The sequence below is a fragment of the Corynebacterium uterequi genome, from assembly GCF_001021065.1.
GTDB lineage: Bacteria > Actinomycetota > Actinomycetes > Mycobacteriales > Mycobacteriaceae > Corynebacterium > Corynebacterium uterequi.
Window position 1 is genome coordinate 2,265,207 of record NZ_CP011546.1, and the last position, 15,255, is coordinate 2,280,461.

Consider the following 15,255-nt stretch of genomic DNA (forward strand, 5'->3'; position numbering starts at 1 on the left):
TTCGCCCGGCAACGCACCGGGCAGGATTCACGCAACCGGCCACACTCAGCAGCCCCACTGAGGCACGCGAAGCGCTACGCGTGCAGCGGGCTACAGCGACACCTCGCACACGCCATCCTCGTAGAAGGGCTGGCAGAGGTCCCAATCGAGCCTGGAGAGTAGACGCGCACTGCCGTCAGTCTTTTCAACGCGGCATGGCTGTACCCCCTCGATCTCTGAGTCAGGAAGCACCAAAAACGCCTCGTCGATCTCACGACCGACCTTCGCCCACGGATACGGGACGTCGAACCCCTGAGCAATCTCGTACGCCTGAGCAAACGTCTCTACCTTCACGACCGGACTCCCTCGATCAAAAACTCGATTCCGTTACGAAAAGTGTACCCCTTCAAGTTGACCCAACGGATCGAACCAGCAACAGCTCGTTCAAGCTCCTTGGCCAGATCTGTTTCTGGCAATTGCGGGTCTACGAGTACTATCTCCGGGCCACGCTTTTCCCAACCAGTCACATGGGGAAACGCTGTACCTTTATATCGAAGGAAGCCCCACGAGTCTGCCGGCACGCTCGCCATCTGCTCCAACACCTCCTCCCACTTCAAACCATGATCGCCCGTATCAGAGCGCACCCACACCGGGCGCCGGCGGCCTTTACCACCATGCCAGAACGCCTCCGTGACTTGCTCCGCCGATAGCGGCGCCACCCCAGGAGCAGCCACCACGTTGTAGCCCTGACGCCGTAGTGCCCACGCATTGACACAGCGAACGCAATTCCGCGTATCCCCTGTGGGGTTCGCCCCGGTCACCGCGGAGCGTATCGTCGCCTTCGAGTGTTTGCGTTCCAACCCGCCCCGCTTCGGCGGGGCACTACCACGCTCCACACCAATCGCCACCCCCACCGCGTAGTCGCGGGCGTTAAGCCTGCCGCCCTCAACAAAGGCGCGCCACCGCCGCCACTGATTCGGCGCCGGTTTCCCGCCAACCCAGGTGACGTCACGCCACTTCGCCTCCAGCCGCTCATAGGCATCCTGCCCGGCCCAGGGTTGGCCATCAACCACGAGGACAGGCACGCAGTCACACCCGTCGTGATACCGACGCCCATCACGACGCTTCACTACCGTGTCGTCCCGGTACACCGGGCCACGAGAGGCCAGCATGGTGCACAACGCACAATTCTCACGCCCTGAGAGCACCCGCGCATACCCGACACGTACCGGCTTAGCTGTCTTCGGATGCCGGGCGGAGCCGTTATGTATCGTCGAGGCCACCGCTTGCCTCCCGGCTTGGACTATGTGCCTGGTCACCCGCCGTGCCAGCTCAGCACCAATACGATCTACTACCGCCTGGTCGTGTTGGTTCGCCTTCGAGATCATCACCGGGGTGGAGACTAGTTTCCCGGTGTCCCTGTCCAGGACCTGCACGTGCGCGTCGGTGGTACGTGGGGTGAGCCGGCAGACCTGGCAGATAGCGTCATACAGCGCTTTCGCCGGGTACGGCTCCATCGGCTCCGGGTCCATCCGGATGCCGGCCTGCTTAACCTGCCGGGCGAGATCAAGCATGAACGCCCGGTACGCCGATGCCCGAGCCGCGTTCACTCTCGGCATGAGTGCCTCGGTCAGCCGGTATGCCTGGTCAACGGTGATGGGCACACCTCGCTGGGTAAGTTCGGTAAACACCGCGTCGGTGGCGTCACTGGCCAATGTGGTCATGTGGTGGGTGAGGTGTGTGGACAAAAGAACTGTGGTCCTTATCTTAAGCTGGGGTTCCCACTGGTTTTTGACCTTGTGGGTTTGGTTTTGGGTGTCGCCGATCCGTGTCAAGGGGTCACTGAAAGACCCCGGCACCGGGTGAAAGCGGTGCCGGGGTCGTGTCGTGGGGTTCGTCTCCGCCGGTTCCGCAGGGCGTCTCAACGGGTCCGGCCACGGTTGCCGTTGTGCGGCGTTACGGGCGTGCAGGGTCTGCGGTCAGGGCGAGAGCACCTTGGGTGTGGGATCGGCGTGCGCAACCGCGAGTGGTTGCTTAAAGGCCCTTCGGGGAAGAGGGCATAGAAAAAGGCCCCGGGGCGTTCGCTCCTGGGACCTATCTCGTGGCGAAGCCTAGCATTTTGGGTGTCACATTTGTCAAGTTGGCTGGTAAAGGCCTTGCCCCCGACCCGTGGTGTACAAGCTTCTAACGCCAGCGATGCGGCCATCGCCGCGGCACCGCTGCCCAGCTGCAATGACGACCCACTGTTGGTTTCATCGACGACTGTCCTGTCTGCAACTGTGGAAAGTGGCCCAGAGTCGAGCGTTACTGCTCGCCTGCACTAGTTCGGTCTTGTTATTTCCGGCATAGCCTCGCACGGGGAACACACAGCTGCCTCTGAGTCCATTGGTTCTATCATGAACGTGCCTAGGGCGGTGGAGTGCTCAGCCGAGGCTGGCCTCAGGGCGAGGTGGAAAACCACGACAGACTATGCACGGCATAGTCGCTCACAGGAATCATTCAGCCTGGGGTTTGGTCGCGAGCGATTCTCATTGTCGGACGCTCCAGCCGGCTACACGTGTAGCCGGCTCACTTCCGAACCCGAAGGACGAACTATGCCCGGCATAGTCGCTCACAGGAATCATTCAGCGACGCATGGCCCACCCCGGAACCGCCTCCGGGGCTCACACTAGGATGGCTCCACGCCAACCAGCCGGGCCGTCGAATCCTCCTCCCAGCTCGGTAGCCGAACTATGCACGGCATAGTCGCTCACAGGAATCATTCAGCCATCAGTGATGGCAGCAGGACGCAGTATCCCATGCCGTCACAAACCGGGAGCCTGCCCGCGCCACCAGCCGGGCACCGCCTTGGTGGGCTATTTCTCCACTGTCGCCTGCGACGTCCTCGGGATCGGCCCGCGAGCGAACCTCGGAGCGCAGCTCATCGTAGAGCACAACGAGGGCCCCGAACTCCCCACCAGATTCGGCTCTCACGCCAGACTGGAAACACCAGAAAACGCAGCTAACCCCGCACATAGCGGCAGCCCCACCCGGGAAAGCCCAGGCGGGGCTGCTCGTTGGCTGCTGACCTCCAGGCCCGTCACCGGGCCCGGGTCACGGCATTAGCCGAAGTAACGCCAGGCGGCGATGCCACCGAAGCCGGTTCCAATGAGGCTGAAGACCAGGCCGATGATGCGGGCGATGAACTCCCACACGCTCGGGGTGTCTTCCGCCGCAGACTCGGCAACCGCGCCGTCGGCCGGCTGCGTGCCGGTCGCACCCGTGGCCGGCTTAGCCGGCTTCGTGGAGGCCGCACCCGGCTTCGCGCCGTTGGCAGGCTTCGCACCCGACGCCGGCTTCGCATTGGCAGCGCCGGTGGCCGGCTTGGTGGCGGCACCGGACTGTCCGCTGGCGGCCGGCTTGCTGCCGCCCTGGGCCGCAGGCTTGGAAGCAGCAGGCTTCGAGGCGGCCGCGGAGCCGGCCTTGCCCGCAGCGGCGCCAGCCGCCGCACCCGCCGCGGCAGCGCCCGACTTCGCCGGGGCGGCCGGGCCGGTCGCCTTGGTGGCGTCGTCCTTAACCGTCGAACCGTCGCCCGCCGCACCGACGCGGAAGATCACGGTCTCCCACTCGGTGGCGTTGGCCGGGTTACCGTGCTCCACGCCGCGCATCTTGATCTTGTACTCGCCGGGCTTGGTGAACACCCAGTTGTTGTGGACGTGCACCTTCTGGGCGCGTTCAATCTTCGACGGCCCGTCGGAGCTGCCGAACATCTCGCCCACGCCGCCGAACTCACCGGAGGTGAAGGCGAACCACTTGGCGCCCTCGGGGGCGGATTCCGGCGCGATTTCGATGTCGTAGGCCACGCCGTTGGCGTGCTCGGTGGAGAAGCCCGGCCACAGCATGTTGCCCTTCTGGGTTTGGCCCATGAAGTGAACCGTGTCGCCTGCGTTGCCGATGAAGGACAGGGAGCCGTCGACGTGCTCCTTCTTCAGCGTCATCTTGAAGTCATCGCTGACGACGAACGCCACGTCATCCGGGTCGCGGAAGATCTTGCCCTGACCGTGCTGGCCGGACTCGTCACCAACGCGGAAGTTGGTCTTGCCATCTTCGAACACCGGGCCAAGGTCGATGTGGCCCTGCGAGATGAGCAGGCGCTCATCCTTGTTCTCCGAGGCGGAGTCGTTCGTCGGGGTCTGCTGCTTGGGCTGCTCAACGGGCTGTTCGGTCGCCTGGCCGCCCTGGTTAGCGCCGGTGTTGGACGCGGCCGGCTTCGCGGTGGCGTCGTTCGACGGCGCCGACGGCTGGGCGGGCTGCGTCGGGTTCAGCGGGGCGACGGTGCCCGGGGTCGTCGAGTTCGCCGGGGCGGCGGTGCCAGCGTTGGCGCCGGCGTTCGCCAGGACGCTACCCAGCGAGAACGAGCCGGATAGCGACGCCGACGAACCCTGGCCGTTGAGCGTCACCTCTGCCTGGCCACTGGCGGGCAGAAGGTTGCTCAGACCCGGGATGAGGCCCACGGCGTTGTAGATCCAGCTCCACACCAGGTCGCTGACCCAGCGGATGAAGCCGAAGACGGAGGTGTCCTGCGGTGCCGGCGTCGCGTTCGGCGCCGGAGCGGGGGCCGGGGCCGGCTTCTCGACGGACGGCTTGATCGTCACCGGGGGCTTCGGGGTCACCGGGGAACCGGGACGCTCGGTGGCGGAGGCGTCGGGCTTGACGGCGGCGCCGTCCTCGACGGCCGGCTTCTCGGCGTCCGTGCCATCCTCAGCGTCGTCCTCGACGGCGGGCTCGTCCGTGGAGTCCTCGTCGACCGGGGCGTCGGCGTCGTCCTCGATGGTGGCGTCGGGCCGCTCCGGCTTTTCCTCGTTGCTCGGGGTGTTATCGCCAGCCGGGGTATCGGTGTCCACACCCGGCTGCTCCGGGGCCTCGTCGCCGTCGGTGGCCGGCGGCACCTCGGCACCGGTGTCGCCGACGCGGAAGGTGACGGTGGTCCACTCGGTGGCCTCGTTGAGGTCATCGTTGCGCACGGCGCGCATGCGGATCTTGTACTCGCCCGGGGCGGTGAAGGCCCAGTTGTTGTGCAGGTGGATCGGCTGGTCGCGGTCCAGGCTGTAAATGTCGTCGGAGGCGGCGATGAGCTCACCAACCTTGCCGACGGCGTCAGAGGTGTAGGCGTACCACTCGCCGCCCTCCGGGGCGGACACCGGCTCGAACTCGAAGTTGTACGCCGGGCCGCCGGCGTGCTCAGAGGAGAAGCCCGGCCACAGGGCGTTGCCGTTCTGGGTCTGGCTGAGCAGGTAGATGCGGTCGCCTTCGGCGCCGAAGTAGTCGCCGACCTTGGCGGCCATGGCCTTGTTCAGCGTGACGGCGAACTCTTCGCCGGCGACGAGGGTGACGTCCTTCGGGTCGCGGTAGACCTTGGTCTTGGCGTGCTGGCCGGACTCGTCGCCGAGCATGAAGCGGACGTCGCCGTCGTCGTAGATGACGGGGCCGAGGTCCACGTGGCCGCGGGAGATCTCGATGGTGTCGTTCGGGATGGCGGACTCGTTGAGGTCCGGTCGCGGCGTCGGGTCGGTCTCGGCCGGGGCGGGGGTGATGACGGTGGGCTCGTCGGTCTCCTCGGCGCCCTCGCCGAGGTCGTCGGCGCCGTCGGTGTCCTCAGAAGCACCGGGCTCTTCAGAGAGTCCGGACTCTTCGGTGGGATCGACCTCGGACTCGCCGCCCTCCTCGTCGGGCAGCGGCATGGGCAGCGGGTCGGCGGTGGACTCGCCGAGGGTGACGGTGGTGGTCTCGCCGATCTTGAGGTCGTAGACACCACCGCCGACGTTGGAGTGCGCCGTCGGGGTCAGGGCGAGGCGGAAGTCCAGCTCCTCGGGGTCGCAGCCGTAAGCGGTGGACATGCGAGTGCGCTGGCCGTCGAAGGACACGAAGTCCACGCCGCAGCGGGCGACGGCGTCCGTCTGTTCCTTCGGGTAGTAGCCGCCGAGGACCTTGAGCTTCAGGCGCGGGTCGGCGGGTTCGACGGTGACCTCGGTGAACTTCTCCCCGTCGACGTCGACGATCTTGCTGGAGACGGTGACCTTCGGGTCGGTGACGTCGATCTCGCTGCCGTCGAAGGCCCCGGCCGGGTCGGCGGTGGCGGGGCGCGGGTACTCGCCGAGCTCGGTGGAGGAGGCCTCGGCCATGGTGCGGTCGTAGGTGACCGGGGTGGAGATCCAGCGGCTGCCGTTGTCGCCGGGGACGTAGACGACCTGGAAGTCGGACGCCAGGGAGCCGATCATTTCCGGCCAGACGGCGCGGCCGTTCTCCACGGGGACTTCGGCGAGGTAGTAGCCGTCGATGAAGAACACGGCGTGGCCGTTGTTGGCTTCGTCGCCGGTCTCGAAGACGAGGTCGGTGAGGTATTCCGCACCCGGCAGGTCGGAGCCGTCGTGCGGCTTGAGCGTCAGCTTCGGTGCCGGCGGCAGGCCCTGGCCGTTGGAGTCGTTGTAGGCGGTGACGATGTCGCCGAGCCCCTCCGGGTTCGGCTTCGTGCCGCCGACCTGCCAGACGGTGGTCTGCGGCTCGGAGGCGATGAGGTTGCCGTCTTCGTCGCGCGCGGTGGCCTGGTAGGTCACCTCGTAGCGGCCCGGCTTGGTGAAGGTGGTGTTGTTGTGGGTGTGGGTGCCGGCCTGGACCCACGTGGAGCGCAGGCCCGGCTCGTGGGAGGACCACATGCGGCGCAGCCCGGAGGCGTCCCACGGGTCGGCGAAGGCTTCCATGCGGCCCGGGCCGTCCCAGCCGACGATGTCGATGCTGAACTGGCCGTCGCGGAACTTCTCGGTGGGGATGCCGATGTCGGCGCCGAAACCCACCCAAATCGGGTAGCCGCGGGAGGTCACGGCGGGGCCCCAATACAGCAGGTCGCCTTCCTTACCAAGGAACTCGTACCCCGGGGTCTCGGACGTGCCGTCCGGGCCCACCTCGTAGACGTACTGCTGGGTGCTGCCGCTGCCCTTGCCGATCCAGATGACAGTGTCCTGGAGCAGCGGCGTGTTCCCGGCGTGCTCAACGCGCAGCTCGAAGTTATCCTTGCCCCAGTAGGCCTTGGGCCCGTCGACGTGGCCTTCGGTGGCGACATGGGAGACGTCGTCGTCCGGCCCCGCCAGTGCAAATGGCGGCGCCATCACCATGAACGACGCCGCCATACCGCTGACCAGGACAACGCCAGCGGCCTTCCGTACTGTTTTCACCTACACACCCCTTACTGATACTGGTTTTCAGAATAATGCTACGTTAAGCCCGTTGCCAGGCGTTGTCAAAATTGACCCCCGTTTTCGTTAATACTACCTTGAGACAGTATGACGACTCTCTATCCGGCCTTTGGTGCCACCTTCCGGCAGCGCGCGGCCGCCGTCGTCGCCACCGTCGTCCTGTGCGTGGCCCCGGCCGTCGCCAACGCCCAAGCCCTCGTCTTTGACTCCGGGCACATCGACGCCTTCAACGTCACCGCCGACCCCTCCGGGGCTCTGTACCTGGACCTCAAGGAGGACGTCACCGGCAGCCACGTCCAGCGCGCCCCGGAGGAAGTGGTCATCGCCGTCGGCGATCACGCCTACACCACCGGCACCGAGCAACTGCCCGGCATCGAGCGCGCCACGTGGTACCTGCCCCAAACCCAGGCCTCCGACCTGCCGTGGCCGGGCTGGGACACCAACGGGGTGCGCGCCGGCGGCTTTGAAGCCATCGACATCACCTTCGTCGACGTCACCGGCCCCGGCACGATATTCCTCTATGTCAATGACACCTTCGGCGGCACCGCCCCGGTCACCGCCGACGGCGCGTTGTGGCTCTACCCGGGCTCGTATATCCACCAGGCCGCCCCCGCCCACGTCCACGCGAACTGGGGCTTTGACGCTCCCGGCACCTACCAGTTGACGGTGGTGGCGTCGGGGACGAACGCCGCCGGCGCCTACGTGGAGTCCAACGCCGCCACCTACACCTTCGTCGTCGGCTCCGGGGACGCCGCCCCCGCACCCGTCGAGGGCGAACAAGCCGCCGGCGCACCCGGCGCACCCGCTGCCAACGCTGCCGCCGGCGCCCCGAACGCGCCTGGGGCCGCCACCGCTGGCGCCCCCAAGGCTCCCGGCGCCGCCACCTCGGGCGCGGCGAAAGCCCCCGGAGCTGCCGCCAAGTCCACGGCCGCCGCGAAGGCCCCCGGCGCCGCCGGCACGTCCAGCACGCGGGCGCGCGGCGCGTCGAGCACCAGCTCCGAGGAGGTCGACGACGGCTGGGCGTGGTGGACCTGGGTGCTGCTCATCGGCGGCATCGTGCTGCTCGCCGCCGGCACCGCCGGGTTGTGGTGGCAGGTGCGCAACGAACGCGCCGAGGAGGACGACGCCCTCGGCGACGCCGGCTCCTACCCCGAGGTCGACGCATGATCCGCCGCCTCACCGCCGGCGCGGCGCTCATCGCCACGGCCACCGCGCTGGCGTCGTGCGCGTCGGCGGCCGACCTGCCGCAGCGCGACGACGGCATCACCGACGTCGTCACCACCACCCCCATCATTTACGACCTGGCCAAGAACGTGGCCGGCGACCGGGCCCGGGTCACCTCACTCATGCCGCCGCAGGCGGACCCGCACACCTACGAGCCGGGGCTGCGCGACATCCGCTCGGTGGCCAACGCCGACGTCGTCTTCGCCAACCACCTCCTGCTAGAGGACCAGGCGCTCATGGGCACCGTCGATAACGCCACCTTGCCGCAGGCGAAGGTGGTGCGCATCGCGGAAAACGCCGAGCAATACGGCGCCACCCTCATCCCCCTGGTCGAAGACGTCACCCTCGACACCCCGTGGTTGGGCGCGCGGGTGTCCGGCGACCTGCCGGCCGACGCGCCGAAGGACCGACGCTACGTGGACCTGGTGGCCACGAAGGTCGACGGACCGGGCAACCTCTCCGCCTTCGTCACCGGCGCCTTCGGCCAGCCGCAGCTGCAGATCGACTCCTCCGACGGCGTCAACGACCGCGACCTTATCCGGCTTCCCCCCAACGCCCACACGCATATGAGCTGGGGTTTCACCGCCCCCGGGCGTTACCAGCTGCACCTCGACGCCCGCGTGGGCGAGGACACCATCGCCAGCGGGGTGGTGGACTTCGCCGTCGGCGTGGACCCGGGGCCCAACGCGGTGCGCGAGGGCCACTACGACATCGCCATTGACCTCGACGCGCTCAAGCTCGGGGTGCAGGGCGACGCCAAGTCGTTCGCCACCGGCGCCGTAGAGGTCCCGGCGCGCACCCTGCAGCAGATCCCGCCGGACCCGCAGTACCGCTTCCTCGGCACCCGCGGCAACGAGGTGTATCTGCTGCCGCAGGCGGTGCTCGGCAAGCACGTCCACGGAGAAATCGACCCGCACCTGTGGCATGACGCCGACAACGCCCGCGCCTACGTCCGCGTCATCCGCGACGAGCTCTCCGCCGCGGACCCGGCCGGCGCCGCCGAGTACCAAGCCAACGCCGAGGCCTACCTGGCGAAGCTGGCCGAGCTCGACGCCTTCTACCAGCGGACGATCGACGAGATCCCGCCGGAGCGTCGCCACCTGGTGACCACCCACGACGGCTACGGCTACCTGGCCAAGGCGTACGGGCTCGACGTCGCCGGGTTCGTCAGCCCCAACCCGGCGGTGGAGCCGTCCACCCGAGACCTCATCGCGCTCACCCGCACTCTGGAGGGGCTGAAGGTGCCGGCGGTGTTCCTGGAGCCGCAGCAGGCGGCCCGGCCGTCGACGCTGAGTCAGCTGGCCGGGGACCTGGGTGTGCAGATCTGCACCATCCACGGCGACATGTTCACCGAGGACGTCACCACCTACATCGACCTAATGACCGCTAACGCTCAAGAGATTAAGGACTGCCTGTCATGATTTCCTCCCTCCGCCGCCGCACCGCGCTGACTGGCGTTGCCGCCTTGACTGCCCTCACCGCCCTCGCCGGCGCCACCGGTGACGTCGCCGCCCAGCCGGTGGACCCCGCCCTAGAGCAGAACGTCACCAGCGCCGAGCCGGTCATCGTCGGCGAGCCGGTCATCATCCCCGCCGGCCACGTGGACATGGGCCCCTACCTCGTTGAGGGCGGGGAGCTGGACCTGCTCATCCGCGACGACGCCTCCGCCGAGCCGGTGTGGCGCCACCCGGAGGACGTCGTGTTTGAGGTCGGCGACGCCGCCGGGCTCACCGTCCCGGACGACGACAACTACTCCTTCATCGGCGCCAAGCCCGGCGAGAACGTGTGGGTAGTGCCGCAGACCGAAATCGCCGGCGTGCCGTGGGTGGGGTGGAACACCCAGTCGCCCACCATCGATGGGATCGTCGGCTCGGGTGTGACCCTGGAGTTCATCAGCCACGACGGCCCCGGCGAGCACTCCGTGTTCCTGCAGTCCGGCGGCTTCGCCGCCCCGGACGTGCTGTGGACGCAGAAGGACGGCGGCTCCATCTGGGTGGAGCCGGACACCCACACCCACGCCAACTGGGTGTTCACCGAGCCGGGTTCGCACGCGGTGACCATCCGGGCGACCATTGAGCAGCCGAACGGCACCACCTCCACCGCGGATGCCACCCTGCGCTTCGCCGTGGGCATCCCCGCCGCGGAGTACTCCACCCCGGCTGCCTCGTCGGAGTCGGCCGGCGTGCCGATGTGGCTCATCATCGTCGGCGCCGTCGTCGTGGCACTGGCCGTGGTTGGCGGCGTGGCCGCGGCCCTGTTCCGCGGTAAGAAGAAGTAGATGGGTCAGCTCAGCGTCAACATCACCGCCGTTACCCTCTCGGGCCGGCGGGTGCTGCACGACATCCACCTCGACGTGGCCGCCGGGCAGTTCATCGGCCTGGTGGGGCCCAACGGCGCGGGAAAAACCACCCTGCTGCGCTCCATCCTGGGCCTTATCCCGGCCGACGGCACGGTCACCCTTGGTGGGGAATCCCCCACCAAGGAAGGAGAAGGCACAGTTCACGGCGCCGACCTGCGCCGGCGCTGCGGCTATGTCCCCCAACGCCACGAGGTGGCGTGGGACTTCCCCATCAGCATCGCCGACTGTGTGCTCGGCGGGCGCACGGACCTCATCCGCTTCCGGCCCCGCGCCGAGGACCGCGAGGCTCGCGACCGTGCCCTGGAACTGGCGGACCTCACCGACCTGCGCTCCCGGCCCATCGGGGAGCTCTCCGGCGGGCAGCGCCAGCGCGTGCTCGTCGCCCGAGCCCTGGCGCGTAACCCGGAGCTGCTCATCCTCGACGAACCCTTCACCGGCGTGGACGTGCCCACCGCGGAAGCGCTCATCGGGCTGTTTCGCCGCCTGGCCAACGACGGCACCACCGTGCTCATGTCCAGCCACGACCTCGGCGAAACCGTGGACTCCACCGACCGGATCGTCTTGCTCAACCGCACCATCATCGACGGCGACCCGACCACCCCGGAACCTTGGCAACGCGCCTTCGGGGTGTCGGAAAACTCGCCGCTGCTACGCACCGTGGGGGTCATCCGCTAGTGCTCACGTTCACCCAATTCTTAGCCGACCTCACCAACCCCGCCCTGGAGTTTTTGCCCCGAGCGCTCGCCGCGGCGCTCATCTCTGCGGTGGTGTGCGCCGTCGTCGGCGCGCACGTCGTGCTGCGCTCCTTGGCGTTTATCGGTGACGCCGTGGCCCACGCCGTGTTCCCCGGCATCGCCATCGCCTTCGTCTTGCAGGGCAGCGTGCTGCTGGGCGGGGCCATCGCCGGCGCCGCGGTGGCGCTCATCATCGCTGTCACCTCGCAACGACGCCGCGTCAAGGAAGACACCATCATCGGCATCGTCTTCGCCGGCGCCTTCGCCCTGGGCATGGTCATCATCTCCCGCGCCGCGGGCTACAGCGCCTCGCTGACGTCCTTCCTCTTCGGCTCGCTGACCGGCGTGTCCCGGCTCGACGTCATCACCTCCGCCGTGGTGGGGGCCATCGTCATCGGCGCGGTGCTGCTCTGCCACCGCCAGCTCGTTGCCGTGGCCCTGGACCGGGAGACCGCCCGGGCGATGAACCTGCGGGTGTTGTTGCTCGACATCGTGCTGTACTTTGCCGTCACCGCGGCGGTGGTGATTTCCGTGCGCACCGTGGGCAACATCCTCGTGCTCGCGCTGCTGGTCACCCCGGCGGCATCCGCCCGGCTGCTCACCGACCGCCTCGGCGTCATGATGTGGCTCTCCGCCGCCTTCGGCGCGGCGGGCTGCATCCTGGGCATGTACCTGTCCTGGGCGGCGAACCTGCCCTCCGGGGCGACGATTGTGCTCACCCTCACCGGCCTGTTCGCCGCCGCGTGGGTGCTCGCCCCGAAGCACGGGCTGCTCGGCCGGTTGCGCAGGCCGGCGGCGGTGGGGGCGTAACCGGCGAGGTGGTTCCGAGGAAGCGAATCGGCCAGCACGGTCGCTGAACCGCGCTGGCGCTTGTGTTGAGTGCGGGCTCTCTGCGGCGTTTCGGAGTAGCGCGCTTAGCACAGGATTGAATCAGCCTGTCCTTGACAGACCGGGCAGCCCTCCGGCGCATACATCGCAAACCGCATTCTTACCCAGCAGCATGCAGTCCCCAACGCCATGGAGTTTCAGAAGAAGCTCTGGGGAGCGGTTCACGACATCTGCCAACGAGGCTGGTATCGAGTCTGGCCACCACGCACGAAACCCCGCCACCTGGGTAGCGGGGTCCGGCAATGCGAAGTCGCCCACGCGAGCGATCTCTACGGCCCTGAGCCTACAAGTCGCATGGGCCTCTTAGCAATGAATCGGCCTGCGTTTGTGGGGGGGAGTTGGTTACGCGGCTCCGGCCGCCGCATCCGGATGCGCACGATGGTCGAAACGCCAACCGAAGGGTACGTGAGAGATCGTGCGGATGACGCTGTCTCAGGCTTGGCCAGGGCGTCCGCACCTGTGGCACTGATCATCGGGGTTTCTCGGTCGGCATACCAAGACCGCTTCCTCTGGCCCGAAGTGCTGGCCGATGACGTCCAGGCCGGAGAATGTAGTCAGATCCGACCCGCTCAGGGTAGCGCTATCCATGCCTAGGTCCTTCGTGATGGGGTGTGGAAACTCCTATCACGCCAAGGAACGGACCCGAATCCGGCCAAAGGAATCAATAGCCGATCCGCACCCTCAACGGTGAAGAGCCGGGAATTCTCCACCCCAAGCGATGCACGTGCATCGCCTCCGAGCCTGCGGCTGGCCCCGGGCCACCAGCTCGAACATTTCCTGTGAACCACTATGCACGGCATACCCACCCTCACCGCAACGGGAATTCTCTACCTCAGGCGATGCACGTGCATCGCCCTCACCTACCGCGGCGAACTTCCCCGGCTACACCCTCAACTGCGAGCACTCTCAATCGGGGACGAGGAGTGTACCCCCGCGGCTTGGAGGTCAAGGTCATGTTTCACTCAAACCGCCTTCTAGCTGGCATTTCATGCCTGCTCTGGTTCTTGAGACCACGGCATCTACCCGCCTCGTTGCCTCGCCAGCGCAGTCCGGCAGCGCCGGGAACGACGCTGGATTCCCGCGTAACAAAGAACTGGAGCTAAGTCATGGACCCCAGGAAAGCTAAATCCCTCGGATTCATCGCCTGGGCCATGGCGTTTGTCGCACTCGTTGCGGCCATCCCCCTGTTCAGAATCGCCCAGCAAGGATCACGCTAATCACCCCAGGCGAGGAGCCCCCACCGGCCGAACGGCTCACCGTTCGGCTCCAGGACGATGCGCTGGCAATTCGCCACGTAGTGCGAGCAGGCGAACTCCGCGTCCAGCCCGCACGCCGCCCGCGCCACCGTGCGCATGACTGTGCCGTGGGTGACCACCACCACGTCGCGGTCCTCGCTGCCTGGGTCGGCGAGGTGCTCGTCAACAATCTCCTCGAGCACCGGCACATAGCGGGCAAGGATCTCGGCGTAGCTCTCCCCGCCGGCGAGGTGCACGCCCTCCTCACCGGCGAACCAGCGTTGCTGCGCGGCGAGGTAGGCCGCGTTCGCCTCCGCGTCGCCACGCATCTCCCACTCGCCGGCACTGACCTCGTGCAGCCCCAACCGCGGAAACACGGCAATCGAGCGCCTCGGCAGGCGGGCGTGGGATTCGATAGCCCCGGCCACGAGCATGGCGGTCTGCTGGGCGCGCAGCGCGATGGAGCAATACATCGCGGCGAGGCTGCCCACGGAGCCGTCGGCGGCTCCGACCATCCGCGCGATCTCCAACCCCGTCGCCACCGCCTGGCCGCGGCCGAAGTCGGTTAGTTCCGCACCTGGCGGGGCTGTGTCGAGGAAGCGGCCGACGTTCGACGTCGTCTGCCCGTGGCGTAACAAAATAATGCGACCTGTCATGGCTAACCTCGCTCTCCTCGCTGAGCTGCTTCCACCCACGCCGCGGCCCGGTCCACGAGCTCTAAGTCCGCTGCCCCACCAGACGGTTTCGGGGTAGCCGAGGGCCACGAGCCGAGGAAGAACACATCCTCCGCCCGCATCCACAGTGCTCGCAGCGCCTCGGCGACGGGGGTGTCGTCGATGTGCCCGGCGACGTCGACATAAAACAGGTAGGTGCCGTACGAACGCCGGGTGGGCCGGGAGGCGATCCGGGTGAGGTCCACCCCGCGCACGGCGAAGTCCTGCAGCGCAGCCACGAGCGTGCCCGGCTGGTGCGCGAGGGTGAACACGACCGACGTCGTGTCGTTGCCGGTCCTCGGCGTCGGGCGGCCCCGGCGGCCCACCACGACGAAGCGGGTGCGCGCCCCTCGGCTATCCGCCACCCCGGTAGCCAGCTGCTCCAATCCGAACAGTTCCGCGGCGCGGGCCGGGGCGGCGGCGGCGTCCGCCTCACCGTCGGCGACCATCTTCGCGGCGGCGGCGTTCGACGACGCCGGCACGAACTCCGCCGACGGCAGGTGTTCGGCGAGCCAGTGGCGGACCTGCTGGTGGCCTACCGGGTGGGTGGCGAAACGACGTACCTGCTCCGGCGTGGTGCCCGGGCGGGCCATGATGGAAAACGCGATCTCCAGCTCGTGCTCGTAGAAGATCTGCACGTCGCGGTCGCCGTCGACCAGCGCGTCGTAGGTGGTGGTCACCGCGCCGTCGACGGAGTTCTCGATGGCGACGACGGCGAAGTCGGCTTGCGCGCTGCGCACCGCGTCGAGCGCCGCAGCCGGGCTGGCCACCGGCGCCGGATGAAGCCCGGCGCGATCAACGCCGAACGCGCCGGCGCCGGCGAAGGCGAGCAACGCCGCCTCGGTGAACGTGCCCTCGGGTCCCAAGTACGCCACGGTTGTGCTCATAGGTATT

10 protein-coding genes are annotated in these 15,255 nt (G+C 67.7%); 5 read left to right on the forward strand and 5 right to left on the reverse strand.

Translation table 11 applies throughout. The features are described 5' to 3' along the window. Positions 1–90: 90 nt before the first annotated feature. From CUTER_RS10295 to CUTER_RS11985, 3 genes are all read right to left on the reverse strand, one after another. On the reverse strand, positions 91–333 hold the full coding sequence (locus tag CUTER_RS10295) for a hypothetical protein (protein ID WP_047260350.1): 243 nt from the start codon (positions 331–333) through the stop codon (positions 91–93). Continuing rightward, positions 330–1,703 (reverse strand): VG15 protein, encoded by a 1,374-nt coding sequence (locus CUTER_RS10300; protein WP_047260351.1) that lies wholly within the window; start codon positions 1,701–1,703, stop codon positions 330–332. Before CUTER_RS10300 ends, CUTER_RS10295 begins: the two co-directional genes overlap by 4 nt. 1,377 nt (positions 1,704–3,080) lie before the next feature. Further along, positions 3,081–7,187 (reverse strand): choice-of-anchor M domain-containing protein, encoded by a 4,107-nt coding sequence (locus tag CUTER_RS11985; protein WP_144412319.1) that lies wholly within the window; start codon positions 7,185–7,187, stop codon positions 3,081–3,083. 108 nt (positions 7,188–7,295) lie between these two features. Between CUTER_RS11985 and CUTER_RS10310 the strand changes: the two genes are divergently transcribed. Genes CUTER_RS10310 through CUTER_RS10330 form a run of 5 tightly spaced genes read left to right on the forward strand, consistent with a single transcriptional unit; the run spans position 7,296 to position 12,335 of the window. After that, entirely contained in the window at positions 7,296–8,375 is a 1,080-nt protein-coding gene (locus tag CUTER_RS10310) for a choice-of-anchor M domain-containing protein (protein WP_052844123.1), read from the forward strand. Beyond that, complete coding sequence (locus tag CUTER_RS10315; protein WP_047260352.1) at positions 8,372–9,853, forward strand: anchored repeat ABC transporter, substrate-binding protein; 1,482 nt, start codon at positions 8,372–8,374, stop codon at positions 9,851–9,853. The genes CUTER_RS10310 and CUTER_RS10315 overlap by 4 nt, the downstream gene beginning before the upstream one ends. Next, the gene (locus tag CUTER_RS10320; RefSeq protein ID WP_052844124.1) at positions 9,850–10,710 is read left to right on the forward strand and encodes a choice-of-anchor M domain-containing protein; all 861 of its coding nucleotides are present in this window, start codon (positions 9,850–9,852) and stop codon (positions 10,708–10,710) included. Before CUTER_RS10315 ends, CUTER_RS10320 begins: the two co-directional genes overlap by 4 nt. Next, positions 10,711–11,466, forward strand: a complete 756-nt coding sequence (locus CUTER_RS10325) for an anchored repeat-type ABC transporter ATP-binding subunit (protein WP_047260353.1) — start codon at positions 10,711–10,713, stop codon at positions 11,464–11,466. Further along, positions 11,466–12,335 carry an anchored repeat-type ABC transporter permease subunit gene (locus tag CUTER_RS10330; protein WP_047260354.1) on the forward strand — a complete coding sequence of 290 codons (870 nt, stop codon included), beginning with the start codon at positions 11,466–11,468 and terminating at the stop codon, positions 12,333–12,335. The genes CUTER_RS10325 and CUTER_RS10330 overlap by 1 nt, the downstream gene beginning before the upstream one ends. Positions 12,336–13,626: 1,291 nt before the next feature. Here CUTER_RS10330 and CUTER_RS10335 read toward each other — a convergent pair. Next, a complete protein-coding gene (locus tag CUTER_RS10335) occupies positions 13,627–14,304 on the reverse strand; it encodes a histidine phosphatase family protein (protein ID WP_047260355.1) in 678 nt (225 codons plus the stop codon). Between the two features lie 2 nt (positions 14,305–14,306). Beyond that, positions 14,307–15,248: a prephenate dehydratase gene (gene pheA / locus CUTER_RS10340; RefSeq protein ID WP_047260356.1), complete on the reverse strand. Its 942-nt coding sequence runs from the start codon at positions 15,246–15,248 to the stop codon at positions 14,307–14,309. Positions 15,249–15,255: the final 7 nt, after the last annotated feature.

Bases quoted from the DNA above. Each gene is read 5' to 3' on its own strand.
- pheA (WP_047260356.1), bottom strand. From the start codon at position 15,248: ATGAGCACAACCGTGGCGTACTTGGGACCCGAGGGCACGTTCACCGAG.
- CUTER_RS10300 (WP_047260351.1), bottom strand. From the start codon at position 1,703: ATGACCACATTGGCCAGTGACGCCACCGACGCGGTGTTTACCGAACTT.
- CUTER_RS10315 (WP_047260352.1), top strand. From the start codon at position 8,372: ATGATCCGCCGCCTCACCGCCGGCGCGGCGCTCATCGCCACGGCCACC.
- CUTER_RS10310 (WP_052844123.1), top strand. From the start codon at position 7,296: ATGACGACTCTCTATCCGGCCTTTGGTGCCACCTTCCGGCAGCGCGCG.
- CUTER_RS10335 (WP_047260355.1), bottom strand. From the start codon at position 14,304: ATGACAGGTCGCATTATTTTGTTACGCCACGGGCAGACGACGTCGAAC.
- CUTER_RS10320 (WP_052844124.1), top strand. From the start codon at position 9,850: ATGATTTCCTCCCTCCGCCGCCGCACCGCGCTGACTGGCGTTGCCGCC.
- CUTER_RS10325 (WP_047260353.1), top strand. From the start codon at position 10,711: ATGGGTCAGCTCAGCGTCAACATCACCGCCGTTACCCTCTCGGGCCGG.